This is a genomic window from Pseudomonas sp. m6p (assembly GCF_055760375.1).
The window spans coordinates 6,120,146-6,140,707 of record NZ_CM147084.1; the positions used below are offsets into that span (position 1 = coordinate 6,120,146).

The following is a 20,562-nucleotide window of genomic DNA, read 5'->3' on the forward strand; positions in this document are numbered from 1 at the left end:
GAGAGCGCGCATGACCGCCGTTGATTTACCCGCCGTACCCCGAGTGCTGATTGCCGAGGCCGATCCGTGGTCTCGTGACCTGCTTAAACAAGTGTTGCTCAACGTGCGCTGTGATGCGCGGCTGGACTTGTGTGCCGATGGCCAGCAAGCCATGTCGTTACTCAGCGAAGTGCCTTATGACCTGGCCATCGTCGATTGGGAGTTGCCCGGTATCGATGGCTTGAGCGTGCTGCGCAGCGTGCGCCAGCGCAAACGCAATCCGCCGCTGCCGTTCATTCTGATGAGCAGTCGCAACGACAGCGCCAGTGTGCGCGAAGCCATCCCGTTGGCCCCGACGGCCTACCTGACCAAACCGCTGAACATGGAAAGCCTGACCGAGCGGCTGCAGGGTTTGCTGTTGAATGCGGGTGAAGAGGTGTTCTGCGAGGTGCCGACGCTGGCGCCGGGCATGACCTTGTCGGTGTTCCTCGAGCGGCGCCGCGAGCAGGCCGATGGCGCGCCGTTGATGACCGATGTGCAGGTGGCGGTCAAACGCAGCCTCAACCCCAATGGCCTCGACCTGAAACTGCTGGAAGAAGAGATCCGTACCGATCCGCAGATTACCGCCGTGCTGATCGCCGCCGCCAACAGCGCGGCGCAGCATCATGGCGCGGCGGTACAGACCCTGGGGCAGGCGCTGCATCGCCTCGGGACCGGGCAGAGCATGAACCTGATTCTCGGCCTGGCGCTCAAGCGCAGCGCCAAACTCAGTGACCCGTGCCTGGCGGATTACGCCGAGCGCTATTGGGGCTTGTCGCTGCACACCGCCGAATACGCCCGCACCCTGGCGCGCCTGCTCGACCTGGATCAGGAGCGCTGCTATTGCGCCGGCATGCTGCATCGCCTTGGCGATCTGGCGCTGTTGCGCTGTTTACAGGAGTGGAAGCAGGCTGGTGGTGAGCTGGATGAGTGGGAGGAAGTCGGTGACGCGCTGGCAGAATTCGGCGCGGCCTACGGTTCGGCGTTGCGCACGCGCTGGCGCCTGCCGCTGGAGCTGCGCGAGTTGATTGCGTCGGTCTACCAGCTCGGAGGCGGGGTGTATTCCCGTGAGGCGCTGGTGATGAACATGGCGGCGCAAATGGCCCGCCTGACCGAACATGAGGGCGTTGAGGAACTGGCAAAGAGTCGCACGGCGCGGCTGCTGAAGATCGGGCTGCCGGAATTGATGCGGATGCGTAAATAACCGGATTCACGAGCATCCCCCCTGTAGGAGCTGCGGCACGCTGCGATCTTTTGATCTTGTCTTTTAAAACAAAATCAAAAGATCGCAGCGTGCCGCAGCTCCTACAAGGGAAGGTGAATCGGAGGATGGATTTCAGCTTGAGATAATCCGGTTCTTGCCCTGACGCTTGGCCTCATACATCGCCGCATCCGCCCGGGCGAACAGGCTGTCGAGGCTTTCGTCTTCATCCCTGAGGCTGGTCAGTCCCTGGCTGACGGTGATGCCGAAGGTCTGGCCTTCGACATTGAAGACCATCCGCTGAATCTCCTGCTGCAGCCGCTCGGCCACTTGCATCGCCATGTCCGGTGCACAACCGGGGAACACCGCAGCGAACTCCTCGCCGCCAATCCGCCCGAACAGATCACCCCGACGTAACGAGGTACGCCCGCATTCGGCGATGCGTTGCAGCACGTTGTCGCCTTCCGGGTGGCCGTAGCTGTCGTTGATCTGCTTGAAGTCATCAATGTCCAGCAGCAGGAAGGCCAGTGGCGAACCGTGCAGGCGCGCGTCGTCGAACTCGCGGTTGGCGCATTCGAAGAAGTGGCGACGGTTGCTGCTTTGGGTCAGTACGTCGGTGGTGGCCAGCCGATGCAGTTCGGTTTCCATGCGTTTTTTGTCGGTGATGTCTTCGGCGATGCCGACGATGATCACCGGTTGCCCGGGCTCGTCCTGACGGTTGATGAAGCACTTGTCGCTGAGCCAGCGAACCTGGCCGTCGGCGGCGATGATCCGGTATTCGCGGTCTTCCACCGCGCCTTTGTGCAGCACTTCGGCCAGGCTGCGCTCGGCATAGTCGAGGTCGTCGGGGTAGATGCTGTCGCGCCATTGGTTGTAGTCAGCCAGCAACAGTCCTGCGGAACGACCGAAAATCCGCTCGTAGGCAGGGCTGACATAGAGCACCTGACGGGTTTCCCAATTGAACGCCCAGAGCACCGCGTTGACGCTCACCAGCAATGAACTGAACAGTTGTTCGCGCTCGCTCAGCCGGGCGACTTCGCCTTGGGCGTGCATCAGCGCCATCAGGGTTTGCGCGGCCTCGGGCCACTGCGCAAGGGATGAGTCTTGTTGATTGTTGTTGACCATCGGCACATTTCTCAAAGGGCGTGCCGCGATTTCGACAACGGCCACAGTACAGCCCGCCGGGATGGCGAAGTGTCTTTGAGATAGGGCTTTCGGTGCTAAGTTCCGCGCTTTTGTGGCGAGGAGGCTTGCTCCCGCCGGGCGGTAGAGATGACGCGTTTCAGCAATGAGAACGCGTCGTCAGATTTGCGCTGGCTCCGCTACCGATCGGGGATGAATCCCCTCACCACAGGGGATTCATTCACGGCGGTCAGGCTGTGGCGGGGCGCAGCGAGTAGGTTTTCAGCTGGTCGGCGAATTCACGCAGGGACTGGATGCCGCTGGCTTCGGCCTCGTGCACCCATTCCTTGATGGCGGCGAGCATGTCGTGGCCATTGGCGCTGGTCTTGACCCAGATCTGCTGCAGGGCCAGGCGTTTTTCGTAAATGACCTTCAGCGCCTGGCTGTGCTCGAGCATGTTCTGGATGCGCAAGTGATGACGGTCTTCCAGCAGGCTGGTTTCCCGCGACAGCAGGCGTTTGGCGCGATGGAATTGATGGCGTACCGAATGATCGACCTTGTCCAGCTCCTGCTTGACCAGTGGGCCGATCACCAATTTGCGGTATTGGGCCATGATCTGGAAGCGGTTGTTGAGGATCGCCATGGCGGTGTCCATGTCCAGATGGCCCTTGCCTTCGACGCGGTGGGCAATCGGCGCCACACGCTGGACCTTGGCCAGTCTGAAGAAGCTGAAGACTTTGATCCACGCCCAGCCGAGGTCGAATTCCCACTTCTTCACCGACAGCTTGGCCGAGTTGGGGTAGGTGTGATGGTTGTTGTGCAGCTCTTCACCACCGATCAGGATGCCCCACGGCACCAGATTGGTCGCCGCGTCGCGGCATTCGAAGTTGCGGTAGCCGATGGCATGGCCCAGGCCGTTGACCACGCCGGCGGCCCAGACCGGGATCCACATCATCTGGATCGCCCAGATGGTAATGCCGATGGTGCCGAACAGCAGCAGATCGAGGACGCCCATGATCGCCACACCCAGCAGCGGATAGCGGCTGTAGAGATTGCGCTCGATCCAGTCTTCCGGGCAGTTCTTGCCGTAGATGCGCAGGGTCTCCGGATTCTCGGCTTCGGCGCGATACAGCTCGGCGCCTTTGCGCAGCACGGTGGACAGACCCTTGATCACCGGGCTGTGCGGGTCATCTTCGGTTTCGCACTTGGCGTGGTGTTTGCGGTGGATGGCAGTCCACTCGCGGGTGTTCTGCGCCGTGGTCAGCCACAGCCAGAAGCGGAAAAAGTGTTTCAGGCCGGCATTCAGCTCAAGTGAGCGATGGGCCGAGTAACGGTGCAGATAGACCGTGACGGCGACAATTGTCACGTGGGTCATCAGCAGGGTGACCGCGACCAGAGACCAGGCCGACAAGCCAAGAAAACCTTCGTACCACATAGGCTATAGGGCCCTCGATAAAGATAAAAACAGCCGTTGCATTATCACCAAGCACACAGATAAAACCAGTCGCCCTTTCAGATAAGAGTCGCTGGATGTTTCTTGACCTATAATTCCAACCTTTTTTGTAGGGACATGGACAGCCGAATGCCTGCCACTTACCGCGATGCCCTGCGTGCAGCGCTGCTTTACCTGTTGCTTGCTGTTGTCTGGCTGCAGGGCACTGGTTACTTATTGAACAGTTTCTTTGATGAGTCTGTCGATCTGCAGCGATGGCAACTGATCAACGGTTACGTCTGGGCTGCCGTCAGCGCGGGCCTGATTTTCCTCGCGCGGGCCAGATTGTGCGAATTTCTCGGTATCGGTGCGCGGTTACGCGAGCGGCAGGCCGACCGTGAACGCCTGCGCCAGGCTGCTGCGGTATTCGACTGCACCCGCGAGGGCGTGCTGGTGACCAACCGCGAGGGCCTGATCGTGCACGTCAACCGTGCGTTCATGGAAATCACTGGCTATCAGTACGAGGAAGTTCTCGGCCATCAGCCGAGCCTGTTCAAGTCCGGTCACCATCCGCCGGGCTTCTATCAGGCGATGTTCGCCACGTTGGAGAGCGAGGGCGAATGGAGCGGGGAGATCTGGAACCGGCGCAAGAGCGGCGAGATTTACCCGCAGTGGCAGACCATTCGCGTGATTCACGATGATCAGGGCCACCTCAGCCACTACGTGGCGGTGTTTTCCGACATCAGTGCGATCAAGGATTCTGAACACGAACTCAAGCACCTCGCCCACCACGACCCGCTGACCGACCTGCCCAATCGCCTGTTGTTCAGCGACCGCGCCGAGCAGGCGCTGGCGTCGGCGCAGATCCACAAGCGCGGCTGCGCCTTGCTGATGATCGATCTGGACCACTTCAAGATGATCAACGACAGCCTCGGCCATAACGTCGGTGATCGCCTGCTCAAAGTCGTGGCGGCACGCCTGCAGGAACTGTTCGGCCCCGGGATTACCCTGGCGCGGCTAGGTGGTGACGAATTCGCGGTACTGGCGGAGAGTTGTCCGCAACTGGTTCAAGCCGCGGCGCTGGCCCAGCGCATTCTCGATGCGCTCAAGGAGCCGTTCGGCATCGACCGGCATGAGCTGTTCATCAACGCCAGCATCGGCATCAGCCTGTTCCCCAGCGACGCGTTGAGTGCCGATCAATTGTTGCGCAATGCCGACGCCGCACTGTTCAAGGCCAAGAGCAGCGGGCGCAACGGTTACGCGTTGTACACCGAAGAGCTGACCGCGCACGCGCAGCAACGGGTCGAGATCGCTTTCGAGCTGCGCCGTGCGCTGGAGCAACAGGAACTGCGGGTCTACTACCAGCCGGTTCACGATTTGCGCAGCAGTCGCCTGATTGGTGTCGAAGCGCTGGTGCGTTGGCAGCATCCGCAGCGCGGGCTGGTGTCGCCGGCGGAATTCATTCCGATTGCCGAGCGCACCGGGATGATTGCTGAAATCGACGCCTGGGTGATGCGCCAGGCGTGTTCGCAGATGTGCCAATGGCAGCAGGCCGGGGTCGTACTGTCGTTCGTCGCGGTGAACGTGTCGTCGCGCTTGTTTGCCCGGCGTGAGCTATATCAGCAGGTGGCGCAGGTGCTGCACGAGACCGGTCTGGATCCGGCCTTTCTGGAACTGGAAGTCACCGAGAGCGCGGTGATGGATGATCCGGAAGTGGCGCTGGAGCAGATGCATCATTTGCGTGAACTGGGGATTCGCCTGGCCATTGACGATTTCGGTACCGGCTACTCATCACTGTTGCGGCTCAAGCGCCTGCCGGTGCAGAAGCTCAAGATCGATCAGGGTTTTGTCGCCGGGTTGCCCTGGGACGAGGACGACGCCGCGATCGTCCGGGTGATCATCGCGCTGGCCCGGAGCATGGGCATGCAGGTGCACGCCGAGGGGATCGAGCAGGCCGAGCAGGCGGCGTTTCTGCTGGAGCAGGCCTGTGACCTGGGACAGGGCTACTGGTTTGGGCGGCCAGTGCCGGCGGGGGAGATTGATTGGGCCAAAGCCCCTGTTATCGGTTAACAGTCCTGCTCTGGCTGACACCAAACCTGTGGCGAGGGGATTTATCCCCGATGGGTCGCGCAGCGGCCCTGAAAAACAGGGGCTGCTACGCAGTCCATCGGGGATGAATCCCCTCGCCACAGGGTTTCATACAGGCTTCAAACTAAGTGAACACCGCGCAAACCCTTGGCCCGTCAGATAATGTTTTCTAGTTATATAAACATTCTTAAATAGTCTTTTTAAGAATATCTGCGCCTCTCTTATATTGCTCCCACGCCGAACGCAGTGCCGCCCACTGCCAGGCATATCCCATTCAAAGGAGCAGCACCATGAGCGCATCCCTTCGCAGCGTTGACGGTCAGGACGAAAGCACCATCTTGCGGGAAATCCAGAGCGCCCTGCGCGATCTGCGTTTCGGCGCGGTGGAGATCACTGTGCACAACGCCCAGGTCGTGCAGATCGAACGCAAAGAGAAATTCCGTCTGCAGCAGCCGGGTAACAAACCGAGCTGATATGAAGATCAAAAGATCGCAGCCTGCGGCATGCTCCTACAGGGGGCTGTGTGTAGGAGCTGCCGCAGGCTGCGATCTTTGAACCGGCACCCCGATTTCCGAAATACATAAGAAAAAGCCACCACCAAGAATTCCAGGAGCTTTCACCATGTCGTCGATTCGCCGTTACGCTTTGGCCGCCCTGGCCAGCGCCGTGTTTGCCGGTTCTGCAGTTGCCAAGGATTACGAATTGCTCAATGTGTCGTACGACCCGACGCGCGAGCTGTACCAGGACTACAACGCCGAATTCATCAAGTTCTGGCAGAAAGATCACGCCGGCGACACCGTGAAAATCCAGCAATCCCATGGCGGATCTGGCAAGCAGGGCCGTGCGGTGATCGACGGTTTGCGCGCCGACGTGGTGACCCTGGCACTGGCCGGCGACATCGACGAAATCGCCAAGCTCGGCAAGACCCTGCCGGCCGACTGGCAGAAGCGCCTGCCCGAGGCGAGCACTCCATATACCTCGACCATCGTGTTCCTGGTGCGCAAGGGCAACCCGAAAGGCATCAAGGACTGGGGCGATCTGGTCAAGAATGACGTTTCGGTGATCACCCCGAACCCGAAAACCTCCGGCGGTGCGCGCTGGAACTTCCTCGCCGCGTGGGCCTACGGCCTGAAAGCCAACGGCGGCAGCGAAGAAAAAGCCAAAGAGTATGTGCAGACCCTGTTCAAGCACGTTCCGGTACTGGACACCGGCGCTCGTGGCTCGACCATCACCTTCGTCAACAACGGTCAGGGTGACGTGTTGCTGGCCTGGGAAAACGAAGCGTTCCTGGCGTTGAAAGAAGACGGCGGCGCTGACAAGTTCGACATCGTCGTGCCGTCGCTGTCGATTCTGGCCGAGCCACCGGTGGCGGTGGTCGACAAGAACGCCGAGAAAAAGGGCAACGAACAGATTGCCGAAGCTTACTTGAAGCACCTGTACAGCCCGGCCGGTCAGGAGATCGCCGCGAAGAACTTCTACCGTCCACGCGACAAGGACGTGGCGGCGAAGTACGCCCAGCAGTTCCCGAAACTGGAACTGGTGACCATCGACAAGGACTTCGGCGGCTGGAAATCCGCACAACCGAAGTTCTTCAACGACGGTGGCGTGTTCGACCAGATCTATCAGGCGCAGTAATCTGACCCACAATGAGCCTGAAGTTCAGGCACTTGAGATGTGGGAGTGAGCCTTTGTGGTGAGGGGATTCATCCCCGATGGGTTGCGCAGCAGCCCCAATGCCGACCTTTGCGGTGAATCAAATCTACCGCGAACTCTGGTTTTGCGACTGCTTCGCAGTCGGTCGGGGATAAATCCCCTCACCACAGGGCTCGCTCCCACATTGATGCGTTTTTAACCAAGGACTTTTATGTCGCGTCGTATCTCCCCCGTCATACCCGGCTTCGGGCTGACGCTGGGTTACACCTTGGTGTACCTCAGCCTGATTGTGCTTATCCCGCTGGCGGCGATGTTCGTCCACGCCGCCCAACTCACCTGGGATCAGTTCTGGACGATCATCTCCGCACCGCGCGTGCTGGCTGCTCTGAAGCTGAGCTTCGGCACCGCGCTGTGTGCCGCGATCATCAACGGCATCATCGGCACGCTGCTGGCCTGGGTGCTGGTGCGCTACACCTTCCCGGGGCGCAAGGTCATCGACGCGATGATCGACCTGCCGTTCGCCCTGCCGACGGCGGTGGCCGGTATCGCCCTGACCGCGCTGTACACCCCGACCGGTCTGGTCGGACAGTTCGCCGCCGACCTCGGTTTCAAGATCGCCTACACCCCGTTGGGCATTACCCTGGCGCTGACTTTCGTCACGCTGCCGTTCGTGGTGCGCACGGTGCAACCGGTGCTGGCTGACATTCCCCGTGAAGTCGAAGAAGCCGCCGCCTGCCTTGGCGCGAAACCGTTGCAGGTGTTCCGCCATATCCTCCTGCCAGCGCTGTTGCCAGCGTGGCTGACCGGATTTGCCCTGGCCTTTGCCCGGGGTGTCGGCGAGTACGGTTCGGTGATTTTCATCGCCGGCAACATGCCGATGAAAACCGAAATCCTGCCGCTGCTGATCATGGTCAAACTCGACCAGTACGATTACACCGGTGCCACGTCCATCGGCGTGCTGATGCTGGTGGTTTCCTTCGTCCTGTTGCTGCTGATCAACCTGTTGCAGCGGCGCATCGAAACCCCATAAGGAGGCGCGAACCATGTCCCAATCGTCTATTGCGGCCGCGTCCTCGGCCAACGCTGCGCGGCGTGGCAGTGCCACTTCGCGCAGAATCCTGATCGGCCTTGGCTGGCTGATCTTTTTCCTGTTTCTGGTATTGCCGCTGTTCATCGTGGTGTCGCAGGGTTTGAAGAACGGCCTCGGCGCATTCTTCACCGCGATCTTTGAACCGGACGCCTTGTCGGCGCTGAAACTCACGGTGATCGCGGTGCTGATTTCGGTGCCGCTGAACCTGGTGTTCGGCGTCAGCGCCGCGTGGTGCGTGAGCAAATATTCGTTCCGTGGCAAGAGCATGCTGGTGACGCTGATCGACCTGCCGTTCTCGGTGTCGCCGGTGATCGCAGGTCTGGTCTACGTGCTGATGTTCGGTGCGCAGGGCCTGTTCGGGCCGTGGCTGCAGGATCACGACATCCAGATCGTCTTCGCCCTGCCGGGCATTGTGCTGGCGACGATTTTCGTCACCGTGCCGTTCGTGGCTCGTGAGCTGATCCCGCTGATGCAGGAACAGGGCACGCAGGAAGAGGAGGCCGCGCGCCTGCTTGGCGCCAACGGCTGGCAGATGTTCTGGCACGTCACCGTCCCCAACATCAAATGGGGCCTGATCTATGGCGTGGTGCTGTGTACTGCGCGCGCCATGGGTGAGTTCGGTGCGGTGTCGGTGGTTTCCGGGCACATTCGCGGGGTGACCAACACCTTGCCGCTGCACGTCGAGATCCTCTACAACGAATACAACCACGTGGCCGCGTTCGCCGTGGCGAGCCTGTTGCTGATCCTGGCGCTCTTCATCCTGCTGCTCAAGCAGTGGAGCGAAAACCGTATCAACCGCCTGCGCGCCAGCGCCGCGGAGGAATAATTCATGTCGATCGAAGTGCGTAACGTCAGCAAGAATTTCAATGCGTTCAAGGCGCTGGACAACATCAGCCTGGACATTCAGAGCGGTGAACTGGTGGCGCTGCTCGGCCCGTCCGGCTGCGGCAAGACCACGCTGCTGCGGATCATCGCCGGCCTGGAAACCCCGGATCAGGGCAACATCGTCTTTCACGGCGAAGACGTCTCCGGCCACGACGTGCGTGATCGCAACGTCGGTTTCGTGTTCCAGCACTACGCGCTGTTCCGGCACATGACGGTATTCGACAACGTCGCGTTCGGCCTGCGCATGAAACCGAAAAACCAGCGCCCGAGCGAAAGCCAGATCGCGACCAAGGTCCACGAACTGCTGAACATGGTGCAACTGGACTGGTTGGCCGATCGCTACCCGGAGCAACTGTCCGGCGGCCAGCGTCAGCGTATCGCTTTGGCGCGCGCGTTGGCGGTGGAACCGAAAGTGCTGCTGCTCGACGAGCCGTTCGGCGCCCTCGACGCCAAGGTGCGCAAAGAGCTGCGCCGCTGGCTGGCGCGCCTGCACGAAGACATCAACCTGACCTCGGTATTCGTGACCCACGACCAGGAAGAAGCGATGGAAGTCGCCGACCGCATCGTGGTGATGAACAAGGGCGTGATCGAGCAGATCGGCTCACCGGGCGACGTCTACGAAAACCCGGCCAGCGACTTCGTTTATCACTTCCTCGGCGACTCCAACCGCTTGCTGCTCAGCGACGACAACCATGTGCTGTTCCGTCCGCACGAAGTGTCGTTGTCCAAACATGAGCTGGAAGATCACCACGCCGCTGAAGTGCGTGATATTCGCCCATTGGGCGCGACCACGCGGGTGACGTTGAAGGTAGAAGGGCAGACGGATCTGATCGAGGCGGAAGTGGTGAAGGACCACGACAGCCTGATCGGACTGGCCAAGGGTGAAACCCTGTTCTTCAAGCCGAAGGTCTGGCAGAAAGTCGCCAGCCTCTAAAGTCAAAAGATCGCAGCCTTCGGCAGCTCCTACAGGGACATGCATTCCAATGTAGGAGCTGCCGCAGGCTGCGATCTTTCAAGCGGCCTAAGCCGCCGCTTTGCGATTCGGATTGACCCGCACCACCCCCGCCCGCGCCTCGATCTGCGCTTTCAACTCATGGCGCATTCCCAGCAGGAACGCCACTTCGGCCACGACAAACAGCGGCCCGACAATCAACCCGCTGACATCATCGACAAACGCCGGTTTGCGCCCCTCGTAGTGGTGCCCGACAAACTGGATCACCCAGCCAATCACAAACATCGCCAGCCCGCTGCTGAGCCAGACCATCGTGCTCTGCTGCGCCAATGCATGTCCGGCCCAGACCGACAGGCCCATCAGCACCGTCATCAACACGCCGAGTTTCACTTCCAGGCACAGATAAAACCATGCCGAGGCCAGCGCCAAGAGCACCGCCGGAGAGATCCACAAGCCGCCCAGTGACCACGCTGGTCGCGACAATAAAACGGCCACCGCCACCACGATCAGCGGAATGCCGATAAAGTGGCTGGCGATGTTGCGCGGGTCGCGGTGGTAGGCGGCGTATTGACTGAGATGGTCGACGAGGCTTTTCATTGTTGTTCCTCCTGTAGGGTGCGTGCAGCATGCCTCGGGTTCGGCGTTCGCTCTGTCAGGCAGGCGACAATTGGGAGTGATCATGGATAAGCGTTCACGGCTGCTGACCGGGCAATGGTTCAGTCATCTGCCGGCATCCTTTCAGGATAGTCTGCTGGCGGCGGCTCGGGAGCGGCGGCTGACGGCGGGGCAGCGCTTGTTCCAGCGCGGTGATCCGCCCTGCGGCTTGTACGCGGTGCTCGACGGCGCGATCCGTATCGGCGCGGTGAGCGAGCAGGGCAAGGAGGCGTTGCTGAGCCTGGTGGAGGCGCCGCACTGGTTCGGCGAAATCTGCCTGTTCGACGGTCAGCCACGCACTCACGATGCGTATGCAGTCGGGCCGTGCACGCTGCTGAATATCCCGCAGGCCACGCTGCTGAAAATCCTCGATGAACACCCGGTGTACTGGCGCCATCTGGCATTGCTGATGAGCCACAAACTGCGCCTGACCTTCATCAATCTCGAACAGTTGAGCCTGCTGCCGGCCCCGGCTCGCCTGGCGCATCGCTTGCTGATGATCGCCGAGGGCTACGGTGAAATCGATGCGCCACGCCGGGTCCTGCAACTGCCGCAGGAGCAGCTGGCGTCGATGCTGTCGCTGTCACGCCAGACCACCAACCAGATCCTCAAGGATTTGCAGGGGCAGGGGATTATCGGGTTGGGGTATGGCGAGATCGAGATTCTCGATGCCAAGCGATTGCGGGCTCTCGCCACGATCTGAAAACTCACACCATTCCACTGTGGGAGCTGGCTTGCCAGCGATTGCGGTGTATCAGTCGACATGCATGCTTGCTGAACTGATGCCATCGCTGGCAAGCCAGCTCCCACAGGGTTCTCAACTATCCATGATCTTTGAGGCAAACCACAGAACCTGCAGGAGTGTGGCTTACGAGCCGCGATAGGTCGAGAAACCGTAAGGGCTGAGCAGCAGCGGGATGTGGTAGTGCTGGTCAGTCTGCTTCACCTGGAAAATCACCGGGATCTCCGGGAAAAACGTCTCGCGCTTGTTCTTCTCGAAATACTCGCCGGTCTTGAATACCACTCGGTATTCGCCCGCCTCGAAAGGCTGTTTGGCCGGGAACAGTTCGGCGATGCGCCCCTGTTCGTTGGTGGTGCCCTGAGCCAGTGGCTGCCAGTTCTGGCCAACGTGTTTTTCCAGCGTCACATTGACGCCCGGCGAGGGCAGACCGTTTTCCAGGTTGAGCACGTGCACGCTCAGTGGATTGCCGGCGGCCAGCGCCAGGCTGGAGAAGGCACTCAGGCCGAGTGCGGCGAAGGTCATGCGCAGGGTGGTCATGGTCAGTCTCCTTATTGGGAACGGGTAAGGGTCAGGCCGGCCTTTTCGGCGGCCTTGATGGCACAGTTTTCGTCCTGCTCGCCGCCGCCGGAACCGGCCACGCCCATGGCGCCGACCAACTCATTGCCGGCGAACAACGGAATCCCGCCGCCGAGCAATAACAGCTCGTCGAGGGTGTTGAGATTGGCGGTTTCCGGGTTGCTGCGGGCGCGCTCGGCGAACAGCCGGGTCGGGGTTTTCGTCGACAGCGCGGTATAAGCCTTGCGCTGGCTGGCCGCGGTGTTGTGCGGACCGATGCCGTCGCCGCGCAGGGTCACCAGCACGTTGCCGCCACGGTCGAGCACCGATACCGTCGCGGTGCAATGGCTCAGTGCTGTGTCGGCCAGCAGGCGTGCGGTGTTCAGGTCGAGGTCAGCGTGGCGCGGCAGTTCAGGGGCGGCGAAAACGCTGGCGCTGAGGCCGAGGACGAGGCTGGCTGCAAGGTATTTGACGGTCATGGACAGGCTCCGAAAGCGAAGGACATCACCTTAGCCGCCGCTCTTCGTCAGAACTCCGTCAGTCGGATTACAAGTTTGTAATGGGCAACGCCGTCGAAGGCGCCTAGCCTGTGTGCCTGATCAATCGAGGTGTGCCATGCGTTTGCTGGTTGTAGAAGATGAAGCCAAGACTGCGAATTTCCTGGCCAAGGGCCTGGGCGAATCGGGGTTTGCCGTGGACGTAGCGCTCAATGGCCTTGATGGACGCTATTTCATTGAGCAGCAGGCATACGACCTGATCATCCTCGATGTGATGCTGCCGGGCCTCAATGGCTGGCAACTGCTGCAACTGATCCGCCAGCGCGGCGCCACCCCAGTGTTGTTCCTGACCGCCAAGGATGCCATCGAAGACCGCGTACGCGGCCTCGAACTCGGCGCCGACGACTATCTGCTCAAACCCTTCGCCTTCGCCGAATTGCTCGCGCGGGTGCGTACGCTGCTGCGGCGCGGGCCATTGCGCGAGGCCGAGTCCTACAGCATCGCCGATCTGGAAATCGACGTGCTGCGGCGTCGAGTCAGTCGCGGCGGCCAGCGCATTGCCCTGACCAACAAGGAATTCGCCCTGCTGCAACTGCTCGCCAGCCGTCAGGGCGAAGTGTTGTCACGCACGCTGATCGCCTCGCAGGTGTGGAACCTCAATTTCGACAGCGACACCAACATGGTCGAAGTCGCGGTGCGCCGCCTGCGGGCGAAAGTCGATGACCCGTACATGCCGAAACTGATCCACACCGTGCGTGGCGTCGGCTATCAGCTGGAGGCGCCCGACGATGCGGTCTAGGTCGATCGCCTGGCGTCTGGCGCTGGCGTTCGCCGTGGTCTGCGCGTTGGTGTTGAGTGCGATTGGCGTGTTTCTCTACCGCTCGCTCGCCTCGGAGATCGCCTATCGGGATGATCTGGCGTTGCTTGGCCGCCTGGAGCAAGTGCGCGCCTTACTTGCCGACAGCGACAGCCTTGGCGCCTTGCAGGCGCGGCCACGGTTGTACCAGAACATGCTCGGTAATCTCGACAGCCTGTTGCTGGTGCGGCGTGCCGATGGCTCGAACGTGATCGCGATCAACCCTCGTCAGCGCGAGCTGCCGACGTTAAGCGCAATCGCGCGCGAGCAAACACCGCAGCGTCGCGATGTGCTGACCTGGCAGGCGCCGGACGGCGCCGAGCTGGCGCTGTTGTCCGGTGAAGCCCAAGGGCCGAACGGCGAGCCGCTGACGGTGATCGCCGGCAAGGTGCTCACTGAACGGGAACAGATGCTCGCCAGTTATCGCTTGCGCCTGTACCTGGCCGTCGGGCTCGGTGCGTTGCTGGCGTTCGCGCTGGGGCTGGTGCTGCTGCGCCGTGGCCTGCAACCGTTGCGCCAGTTAAGCGCGGCGGTGCGCGGCATCGATCTGCGCAGCCTCGATCAGCGTCTGCCCGCCAGCGGCACTCCCGCCGAACTGCTCGAACCGGTACAGGCGCTCAATGGCATGCTCGCGCGGCTGGACGACAGCGTGCAGCGGCTGTCGCAGTTTTCTGCCGATCTGGCCCACGAGATCCGCACCCCGCTGCACACCTTGCTCGCCAGCAACGGCCAGGCGCTGAACCACCCGCGCAGCACGGCGGAGTATCAGGAGCTGCTGGCGTCGAACATGGAAGAGTTCGAACGCCTCAAACGCATGGCCGAGAACCTGATGTTCCTCGCCCGCGCCGAACAGGCGGAGCGTGCGCTCGACTTGCAAACACTGGATCTGCACAGCCTCGGCAGCGAGCTGTGCGATTACTTCGAAGCCCTGGCCGATGATCGCCAGTTGCGCCTGGAAAACCAGCTGCACGGCGAACTGTTGGCCGACCAGCAACTGCTGCAACGCGCCCTGGGTAATCTGCTGGCCAACGCGGTGCGTCACGCTGATGAAGGCACACTGATCAGCCTGCGCCGCCGTGATGAGGCGGGTGTGTGTTGGTTGCAGGTACACAACCACGGCCCGGTGATTGCGCCAGAACATCTGGGCAAACTGTTCGACCGCTTCTATCGCGTCGACCCTTCACGGGCGCAGCCTGGAGATTCGGGTGGGCTGGGGCTGGCGATTGTGCAGTCGATCATGCAGTTGCATGGCGGGCGGGTGCGGGTGAGCAGTGATGCGAGTGGCACAGTGTTCGAGTTGGGGGTTGTCCTGACCCAATGATGCGCCGTGCAAGTACTCTGAAACTCAGCTAAAGTCTGGCGATTAGTGCATCGCATTTGATGCAATTTGTATATTTATCTATAAATGCATCGTAAATAGTGCAGGTTTGCGCAATGGAACAGATCGGCGAACTGATTAGAAACTTGCGCAAGGCGCGCAAACTCTCCCAGCAGGCACTGGCTCAACAATATGGCATGAGCCGCGCCACTATCTCAGGGATCGAAAACAATACGGTGTCCGAAATCGGACTGCGCAAGGTTGAGGCAATTCTTAATGGCTTCGGTTACGAGCTGGTTGCCATTCCCCGCCAGTCCAATCGCCCAACTCTCGACACTCTGCAAAAAGTGAATTTCCATGACTGAAACGCCGGACAGGTTGCAAATCCGTGTTGGTGAACAGGTGGTTGGGACGCTGGGGCGCGGGCAAATTCGCGACGACAGCGTGTTCAGTTACCGCGAAGACGCTAGCGCGGACAATGCGGTATCGCTGACGATGCCCACTCGCCTGGACAGCTATGGCTGGAAACACGGCATTCACCCCGTCTTCGAGATGAACTTGCCCGAAGGCGCGCTGCGTGAGGAATTGATGCGGCGCTTCAGTAAAGCAGTGCGTGGCTTCGATGATTTTGCTTTGTTGGCTATTGTCGGCCCCCATCAGCTCGGCCGTCTGGCAATTGCCAGCGCACCGGCGACTGATCAGCCTCCGGCAACATCCCTCAGCGATCTGCTGGTACACGATGGCGCTCAGGGGCTGTTCGAAGATCTCTTACAGACCTACGGTCAGTATTCCGGAGTGTCAGGCGTGCAGCCCAAAGTGCTGGTGCGTGACAGCGCCGCCGCTATCGATCGCCTGACTCATCGGGGGGCGACTCATCTGGTCAAGGCCTTTCGCGCCGAAGAGTATCCGCAGCTGGCAACCAATGAATATTTCTGTATGCGGGCGGCGCGGCACTGCGGTCTCGAAGTGCCAAAATTCGAGCTCAGCGAGCGCGGCAAATTTCTGGTGATCGAGCGTTTTGACCTGAGCGATTCGGGGTACCTCGGGTTCGAAGATTTCTGTGTACTGAACGGGTGGTCGTCGAAAGCCAAATATGACGGTTCCTATGAAGGTGCTGCGCGGCAGATCAAGGCATTCGTTTCGCCGCAGTTGCTGAGCTCTGCGCTGGAGGCGTTTTTCAAGATTGTCGCGTTGTCTGCGGGGCTGAAAAACGGTGATGCGCATCTGAAGAATTTCGGCGTGCTTTACGAAGATTGTGCAGAGCAGTCATCCGTCAGGCTCGCGCCGGCTTACGACATCATCACGACTTCGGTTTATATCCGGAGCGACAGCATGGCGCTGCTGCTAGGCGGCTCGAAAGCCTGGCCCAAGTACAAGATGTTGGTGCGGTTCGGTCGTACGGCTTGCAACCTGACAGAGGCGCGTTGCAGCGAATTACTGCAACAAGTGGCTCATGGCCTGCAGATGGCGATGGAGGAAATGGTCGAATACAGTCGCAAGCATCCCGAGTTTGCCGAAGTGGGCGAGGCGATGATCGAACAGTGGACATCCGGCCTGCAACGCAGCTTGATCAAGGGCTGATGTTCAGCGCAACTGATCGCGAAACTGCCCCGGCGTCATTCCCGTCCAGCGTTTGAACGCGCGGCTGAAGCTGCTGGTGTCGGCAAACCCCAGCAGGTAACTGACTTCACTCAACGAACATTGCGGATCGCGCAGGTGCAGCAGCGCAAGGTTTTCGCGGCTCTCGTTGAGCAGCGTGTCGAAGCGACAGCCCTCGTCCGCCAGATGCCGTTGCAGGCTGCGCAGGCTCAGGTGCAAGGCCTGGGCGATGCGTTCGGCGCTGGGTTCGCCTTCGGGCAGTTGCTCTTCGATGGCGTCGCGCACCTTGCGCTCCCAGGTCAGCGGTTGGAGCTGGGCCAGGGTGCGCTTGAGCACCGCTTCGTTGTGTTCGGCGAGTTCCGGGTTGGCGTCATCGAGGTGGCTGTCGAAGTCGGTAAGGGAGAACTCCAGGCGATCTTCGGCGCAGGAGAAATGCACCGGGGCGCGGAACACTTTGTGCCACTGATGTGCATCGGACGGTTCCGGGCGGCGCAGGTAGACCGCCAGCGGCGCGTAATCGCGACCGAGGCGATTGCGGCAGGTGCGCACGTAGATCGCGGCAAACGCATCGATGGCTTCGAAGGCCGGCGCCGGATTGCCTGACGGAATTTTCAGACGAAACAGATAACGGTCGTCGCTGCGGCTCAGCTCCAGTTCCAGCGCATCGCTGACCACCGGGTGATAACGCACGATGCGCTCGAACACCTCACGCAGGCTGCCGCTGGCCACCAGCGCATAACCGAGCGCATGGAACGTGGTCGGGCTGACGAACCGCGACACTCGCAGACCGATCGCCGGATCCCCGCTGAACTGCACCGCCAGTTGCCACAGGCGCGTGGTGCCGGACAACGGATAGCGCGCGTTCGGGTCGTCCATCAACTGCGGATCGAGCCCGGCCTGTTGGCACAGGCCGAGACTGTCCAGCCCCAGCGCATCGAGTTGCTTGCGCAAGGCACGGGTCCAGCTGGCGAGCGAGGTCGGTTCCTTCATGCTGATTGGCGCTTCCGGTCAACAGGTTGGCGTTCACGGCTACCATCAATAAAGCGTTCGCAGGGCAGGATGCGAACATCAATAAACAGAGGATGGAAGCATGGACCGTACTTCTGCAAGTCCCCAGCGACACAATGCTGCCCAGCGATCAGCGCATATTCGCGAAGTGGTGCTGGCCAAAGGCGTCGAACTGCGTGAGCGCTACCCGATCCTGCAGCATCAGGATGCCCTTGGTGCGGGGATTCTGGCTTTTGCCCTGGCCGGGATGATTGGTTCGGCGACGCTGTACATCACTGGCCATATGGCGTGGTGGGTGTGCCTGTTGCTCAACGCGTTTTTCGCCTCCCTGACCCACGAGCTGGAACACGACCTGATCCACAGCATGTATTTCCGCAAACAACGCGTGCCGCACAACCTGATGATGGGCCTGGTGTGGCTGGCGCGGCCGAGCACGATCAATCCGTGGATCCGCCGCCATCTGCACCTCAATCACCACAAGGTTTCCGGTACCGAAACCGATATGGAAGAGCGTGCAATCACCAACGGCGAACCATGGGGTTTTGCGCGGCTGCTGATGGTCGGCGACAACGTTATGTCGGCGTTCATCCGCATGCTGCGGGCCAGGACTTGGGCACACAAAATCAACATCATCAAACGTACATTGAAGGTTTACGCGCCGCTGGCGCTGGTGCATTGGGGCGCGTGGTACGTGTTTCTCGGCTTCCACGCGGCAAATGGCGTGGCTTACCTCATGGGTTCGCCGATTGAATGGTCGGCAACCACGTTGTCAGTGATGCAGGTGATCGACATCGCGGCAGTGGTGATCATCGGCCCGAACGTGCTGCGCACCTTTTGCCTGCACTTCATCAGCTCGAACATGCATTACTACGGCGACATCGAGGCGGGCAACGTGCTGCAGCAATGCCAGGTGTTGAACCCGTGGTGGTTGTGGCCGCTGCAGGCGTTCTGCTTCAACTTTGGCAGCAGCCATGGGATTCATCATTTTGTGGTGAAGGAACCGTTTTACATCCGGCAGATGACCGTGCCGGTGGCGCATAAGGTGATGCGTGAGATGGGGGTGCGATTCAATGATTTCGGCACGTTTGGTCGGGCGAACCGGTTTGTTCGCAGGGATGAGGTGATGCAGGAAGAGGTGCGTGCTGCCCGGGCTTGATGGGTGAGTGTGAAGGCCTATTCGCGAGCAGGCTCGCTCCCACACTGGATCGTATTCGCAAATCCAGATTGTGGGAGCGAGCCTGCTCGCGAAAGCGATCTATCAGTCAACATCAGTCCGGCTGAAACGGCGAAGTACTGAGAATCACCCCAGTCTCCTCCACATATTTCTGCCAATGCCCGATCAGGGTGCTGAGCTTGTCCGGCTGACTCGACGCCAGATCATGAATCTCCCCCGGATCACTGCTCAAGTCATACAGCTGCCAGGTCGCCGGCCCCACCGGCCCGGGGATCCACACCGCCTTCCACGACCCTTGGCGAATCGCCCGGCGGCCAAACAATTCCCAGCCGGTGACGGTGTGCTCGTCATGCACCTGCGCCGTCTCGCCAGACAAAAAGCCCAGCCATGATTTGCCGCGCAGCGGCGCCACCGGTTTGCCGTGCCATTGTTTGCCCGGATGGCGCACGCCGGCCAGATCGAGAATCGTCGGGGTGATGTCCATCACCGTGCCATAGCCGTGGCTGATCTGCCCTTTGATCGGCAGTTGCGGATAGTGCAGCAGCGCCGGTACGCGAATCCCGCCTTCGGTGGTGAACGCCTTGAACAGCCGTGACGGCGCCGTCGCCACCTGCGCCCAGCTCGGCCCGTACCAGACGTAGGAATTGGCGCGGCCGATGTTGTCGAGGCTGTTGTCGTAATGCTGATTGAGGTAAGTCAGCAGTTCCGGGCCGAACTTGGGGAACGCCTCCAGCAGTGCGCCCTCGGCACCGTTGTCGGACATGAACAGGATGAAGGTGTTATCGAGTTGGCCCTGCTGGCGCAGGTAATCGACCACCCGGCCGATGTTCCAGTCCATGCGCTCGACCATCGCCGCGTAAACCTCCATGGCCCGCGCGGAAATCTGTCGTTGCTCAGCGCTCAGCGCAGCCCATTGCGCATTCAATTGAATCAGCGGATGCGGCTCGACATCCGGCTCGATCAGGCCCAGCGCCTTGAGTTTTTCCAGGCGTTCCAGACGCAGGACTTCGGGACCGGCGTCATAGCGACCACGGTATTTTTCGACAATGTCAGCCGGTGCCTGCAACGGCCAGTGTGGTGCGGAGAATGGCAGATAAGCGAAGAATGGCCGGCTCTGATCGCGCTCCTTGAGATACTGCAGCAGCTTGTCGCCAAAGGCGTCCGACGAGTAGAAATCCTTGGGTAACTCGTCGACAAAGGTTTCGTCTTCGATGTACAGCGCTGGCGTCGATTTCAGCAGGCCCGGGGTGTGTTCGTCGTAGGTCGGTTCAAAACCGTAATGGTTGGCCGCCCCCGGCAGCAGCGAAAAAGAACGCTCGAAACCACGGGCCTGCGGCGCCAGTTCAGCGGTCAGGCCGAGGTGCCATTTGCCGCTCATCAGGGTTTGATAGCCGGCCTCGCGCAGCAGCTCGGGCAGGGCGACCACACGGTCATTCAAGTATCCCTCATAACCCGGTTTGCCGATCAACTCCGGGGTCAGCGCTTCCGCCATGGTGCCGATGCCGGCGATGTGGTGGTCGGTGCCGGTCAGCAGCATCGAGCGGGTTGGCGAGCAGGTTGGCGCGGTGTGGAAATCGGTCAGGCGCAGGCCGTTATTGGCCAGCGCATCAAGGTTCGGCGTGGCGATTTCGCCGCCGAAAGCGCCGATATCGGAGAAGCCGAGATCGTCGGCCAGAATCACCAGAAAGTTGGGGCGTTGCGGCATCGATACAGCTCCT

The 20,562-nt window shown here is 60.8% G+C and carries 20 protein-coding genes; 13 read left to right on the forward strand and 7 right to left on the reverse strand.

The annotated features are described in order from the left end of the window. Positions 1-10 precede the first annotated feature (10 nt). Positions 11-1,222, forward strand: coding sequence for a response regulator (locus ACYZUM_RS27940; RefSeq protein ID WP_086794828.1), 1,212 nt, complete (start codon positions 11-13; stop codon positions 1,220-1,222). Between the two features lie 132 nt (positions 1,223-1,354). Here the strand turns inward: ACYZUM_RS27940 and ACYZUM_RS27945 are convergent, their stop codons facing one another. Beyond that, positions 1,355-2,344, reverse strand: a complete 990-nt coding sequence (locus tag ACYZUM_RS27945) for a GGDEF domain-containing protein (protein WP_108181328.1) — start codon at positions 2,342-2,344, stop codon at positions 1,355-1,357. 247 nt (positions 2,345-2,591) lie between these two features. Next, the gene (gene desA, locus ACYZUM_RS27950) at positions 2,592-3,776 is read right to left on the reverse strand and encodes a delta-9 fatty acid desaturase DesA (protein ID WP_108181329.1); all 1,185 of its coding nucleotides are present in this window, start codon (positions 3,774-3,776) and stop codon (positions 2,592-2,594) included. Positions 3,777-3,923: 147 nt separating this feature from the next. On the opposite strand from desA, the gene dibA reads away from it, so the two are divergent. The 6 genes from dibA (at position 3,924) to ACYZUM_RS27980 (ending at position 10,423) form a co-directional block, all read left to right on the forward strand. Beyond that, a complete protein-coding gene (dibA, locus tag ACYZUM_RS27955; protein ID WP_108181330.1) occupies positions 3,924-5,843 on the forward strand; it encodes a phosphodiesterase DibA in 1,920 nt (639 codons plus the stop codon). Between the two features lie 308 nt (positions 5,844-6,151). Next, the gene (gene oscA, locus ACYZUM_RS27960; protein WP_039772974.1) at positions 6,152-6,334 is read left to right on the forward strand and encodes a sulfur starvation response protein OscA; all 183 of its coding nucleotides are present in this window, start codon (positions 6,152-6,154) and stop codon (positions 6,332-6,334) included. Positions 6,335-6,482: 148 nt separating this feature from the next. After that, entirely contained in the window at positions 6,483-7,496 is a 1,014-nt protein-coding gene (locus ACYZUM_RS27965) for a sulfate ABC transporter substrate-binding protein (RefSeq protein WP_108181331.1), read from the forward strand. 229 nt (positions 7,497-7,725) lie between these two features. Next, the gene (cysT, locus tag ACYZUM_RS27970) at positions 7,726-8,544 is read left to right on the forward strand and encodes a sulfate ABC transporter permease subunit CysT (protein ID WP_007952818.1); all 819 of its coding nucleotides are present in this window, start codon (positions 7,726-7,728) and stop codon (positions 8,542-8,544) included. 13 nt (positions 8,545-8,557) lie between these two features. Continuing rightward, complete coding sequence (gene cysW, locus ACYZUM_RS27975) at positions 8,558-9,430, forward strand: sulfate ABC transporter permease subunit CysW (protein WP_007952817.1); 873 nt, start codon at positions 8,558-8,560, stop codon at positions 9,428-9,430. A gap of 3 nt (positions 9,431-9,433) precedes the next feature. Then, positions 9,434-10,423, forward strand: a complete 990-nt coding sequence (locus ACYZUM_RS27980; protein ID WP_047290764.1) for a sulfate/molybdate ABC transporter ATP-binding protein — start codon at positions 9,434-9,436, stop codon at positions 10,421-10,423. A gap of 87 nt (positions 10,424-10,510) precedes the next feature. On the opposite strand, the gene ACYZUM_RS27985 is transcribed toward ACYZUM_RS27980, so the two are convergent. Then, positions 10,511-11,038 (reverse strand): Mpo1 family 2-hydroxy fatty acid dioxygenase, encoded by a 528-nt coding sequence (locus ACYZUM_RS27985; RefSeq protein ID WP_108181332.1) that lies wholly within the window; start codon positions 11,036-11,038, stop codon positions 10,511-10,513. Between the two features lie 82 nt (positions 11,039-11,120). Here ACYZUM_RS27985 and ACYZUM_RS27990 point away from each other — a divergent pair, with 82 nt between their 5' ends. Further along, the gene (locus ACYZUM_RS27990) at positions 11,121-11,798 is read left to right on the forward strand and encodes a Crp/Fnr family transcriptional regulator (RefSeq protein ID WP_108181333.1); all 678 of its coding nucleotides are present in this window, start codon (positions 11,121-11,123) and stop codon (positions 11,796-11,798) included. Between the two features lie 165 nt (positions 11,799-11,963). On the opposite strand, the gene uraH is transcribed toward ACYZUM_RS27990, so the two are convergent. Together uraH and ACYZUM_RS28000 are read right to left on the reverse strand one after the other, a co-directional pair. Beyond that, positions 11,964-12,374, reverse strand: a complete 411-nt coding sequence (gene uraH, locus ACYZUM_RS27995; protein WP_097086822.1) for a hydroxyisourate hydrolase — start codon at positions 12,372-12,374, stop codon at positions 11,964-11,966. An 11-nt stretch (positions 12,375-12,385) separates the two neighbouring features. Beyond that, positions 12,386-12,871 (reverse strand): GlcG/HbpS family heme-binding protein, encoded by a 486-nt coding sequence (locus tag ACYZUM_RS28000; RefSeq protein ID WP_108181334.1) that lies wholly within the window; start codon positions 12,869-12,871, stop codon positions 12,386-12,388. A gap of 136 nt (positions 12,872-13,007) precedes the next feature. Between ACYZUM_RS28000 and ACYZUM_RS28005 the strand changes: the two genes are divergently transcribed. The 4 genes from ACYZUM_RS28005 to ACYZUM_RS28020 all read left to right on the forward strand — a co-directional run bounded on the left by ACYZUM_RS28005 (position 13,008) and on the right by ACYZUM_RS28020 (position 16,644). After that, positions 13,008-13,688, forward strand: coding sequence for a heavy metal response regulator transcription factor (locus ACYZUM_RS28005; protein ID WP_047290769.1), 681 nt, complete (start codon positions 13,008-13,010; stop codon positions 13,686-13,688). Then, positions 13,678-15,066: a heavy metal sensor histidine kinase gene (locus ACYZUM_RS28010; RefSeq protein ID WP_108181335.1), complete on the forward strand. Its 1,389-nt coding sequence runs from the start codon at positions 13,678-13,680 to the stop codon at positions 15,064-15,066. The genes ACYZUM_RS28005 and ACYZUM_RS28010 overlap by 11 nt, the downstream gene beginning before the upstream one ends. Positions 15,067-15,179: 113 nt before the next feature. Next, entirely contained in the window at positions 15,180-15,428 is a 249-nt protein-coding gene (locus ACYZUM_RS28015; protein WP_108181336.1) for a helix-turn-helix domain-containing protein, read from the forward strand. After that, positions 15,421-16,644: a type II toxin-antitoxin system HipA family toxin gene (locus ACYZUM_RS28020; RefSeq protein ID WP_108181337.1), complete on the forward strand. Its 1,224-nt coding sequence runs from the start codon at positions 15,421-15,423 to the stop codon at positions 16,642-16,644. Before ACYZUM_RS28015 ends, ACYZUM_RS28020 begins: the two co-directional genes overlap by 8 nt. Positions 16,645-16,647: 3 nt before the next feature. Here ACYZUM_RS28020 and ACYZUM_RS28025 read toward each other — a convergent pair whose 3' ends face one another. Then, on the reverse strand, positions 16,648-17,652 hold the full coding sequence (locus ACYZUM_RS28025; protein ID WP_041071077.1) for an AraC family transcriptional regulator: 1,005 nt from the start codon (positions 17,650-17,652) through the stop codon (positions 16,648-16,650). A 100-nt stretch (positions 17,653-17,752) separates the two neighbouring features. Between ACYZUM_RS28025 and ACYZUM_RS28030 the strand changes: the two genes are divergently transcribed. Continuing rightward, entirely contained in the window at positions 17,753-18,826 is a 1,074-nt protein-coding gene (locus ACYZUM_RS28030; RefSeq protein WP_108181338.1) for a fatty acid desaturase, read from the forward strand. Positions 18,827-18,938: 112 nt separating this feature from the next. Here ACYZUM_RS28030 and ACYZUM_RS28035 read toward each other — a convergent pair whose 3' ends face one another. Beyond that, complete coding sequence (locus tag ACYZUM_RS28035; protein WP_108181339.1) at positions 18,939-20,549, reverse strand: arylsulfatase; 1,611 nt, start codon at positions 20,547-20,549, stop codon at positions 18,939-18,941. Positions 20,550-20,562: the final 13 nt, after the last annotated feature.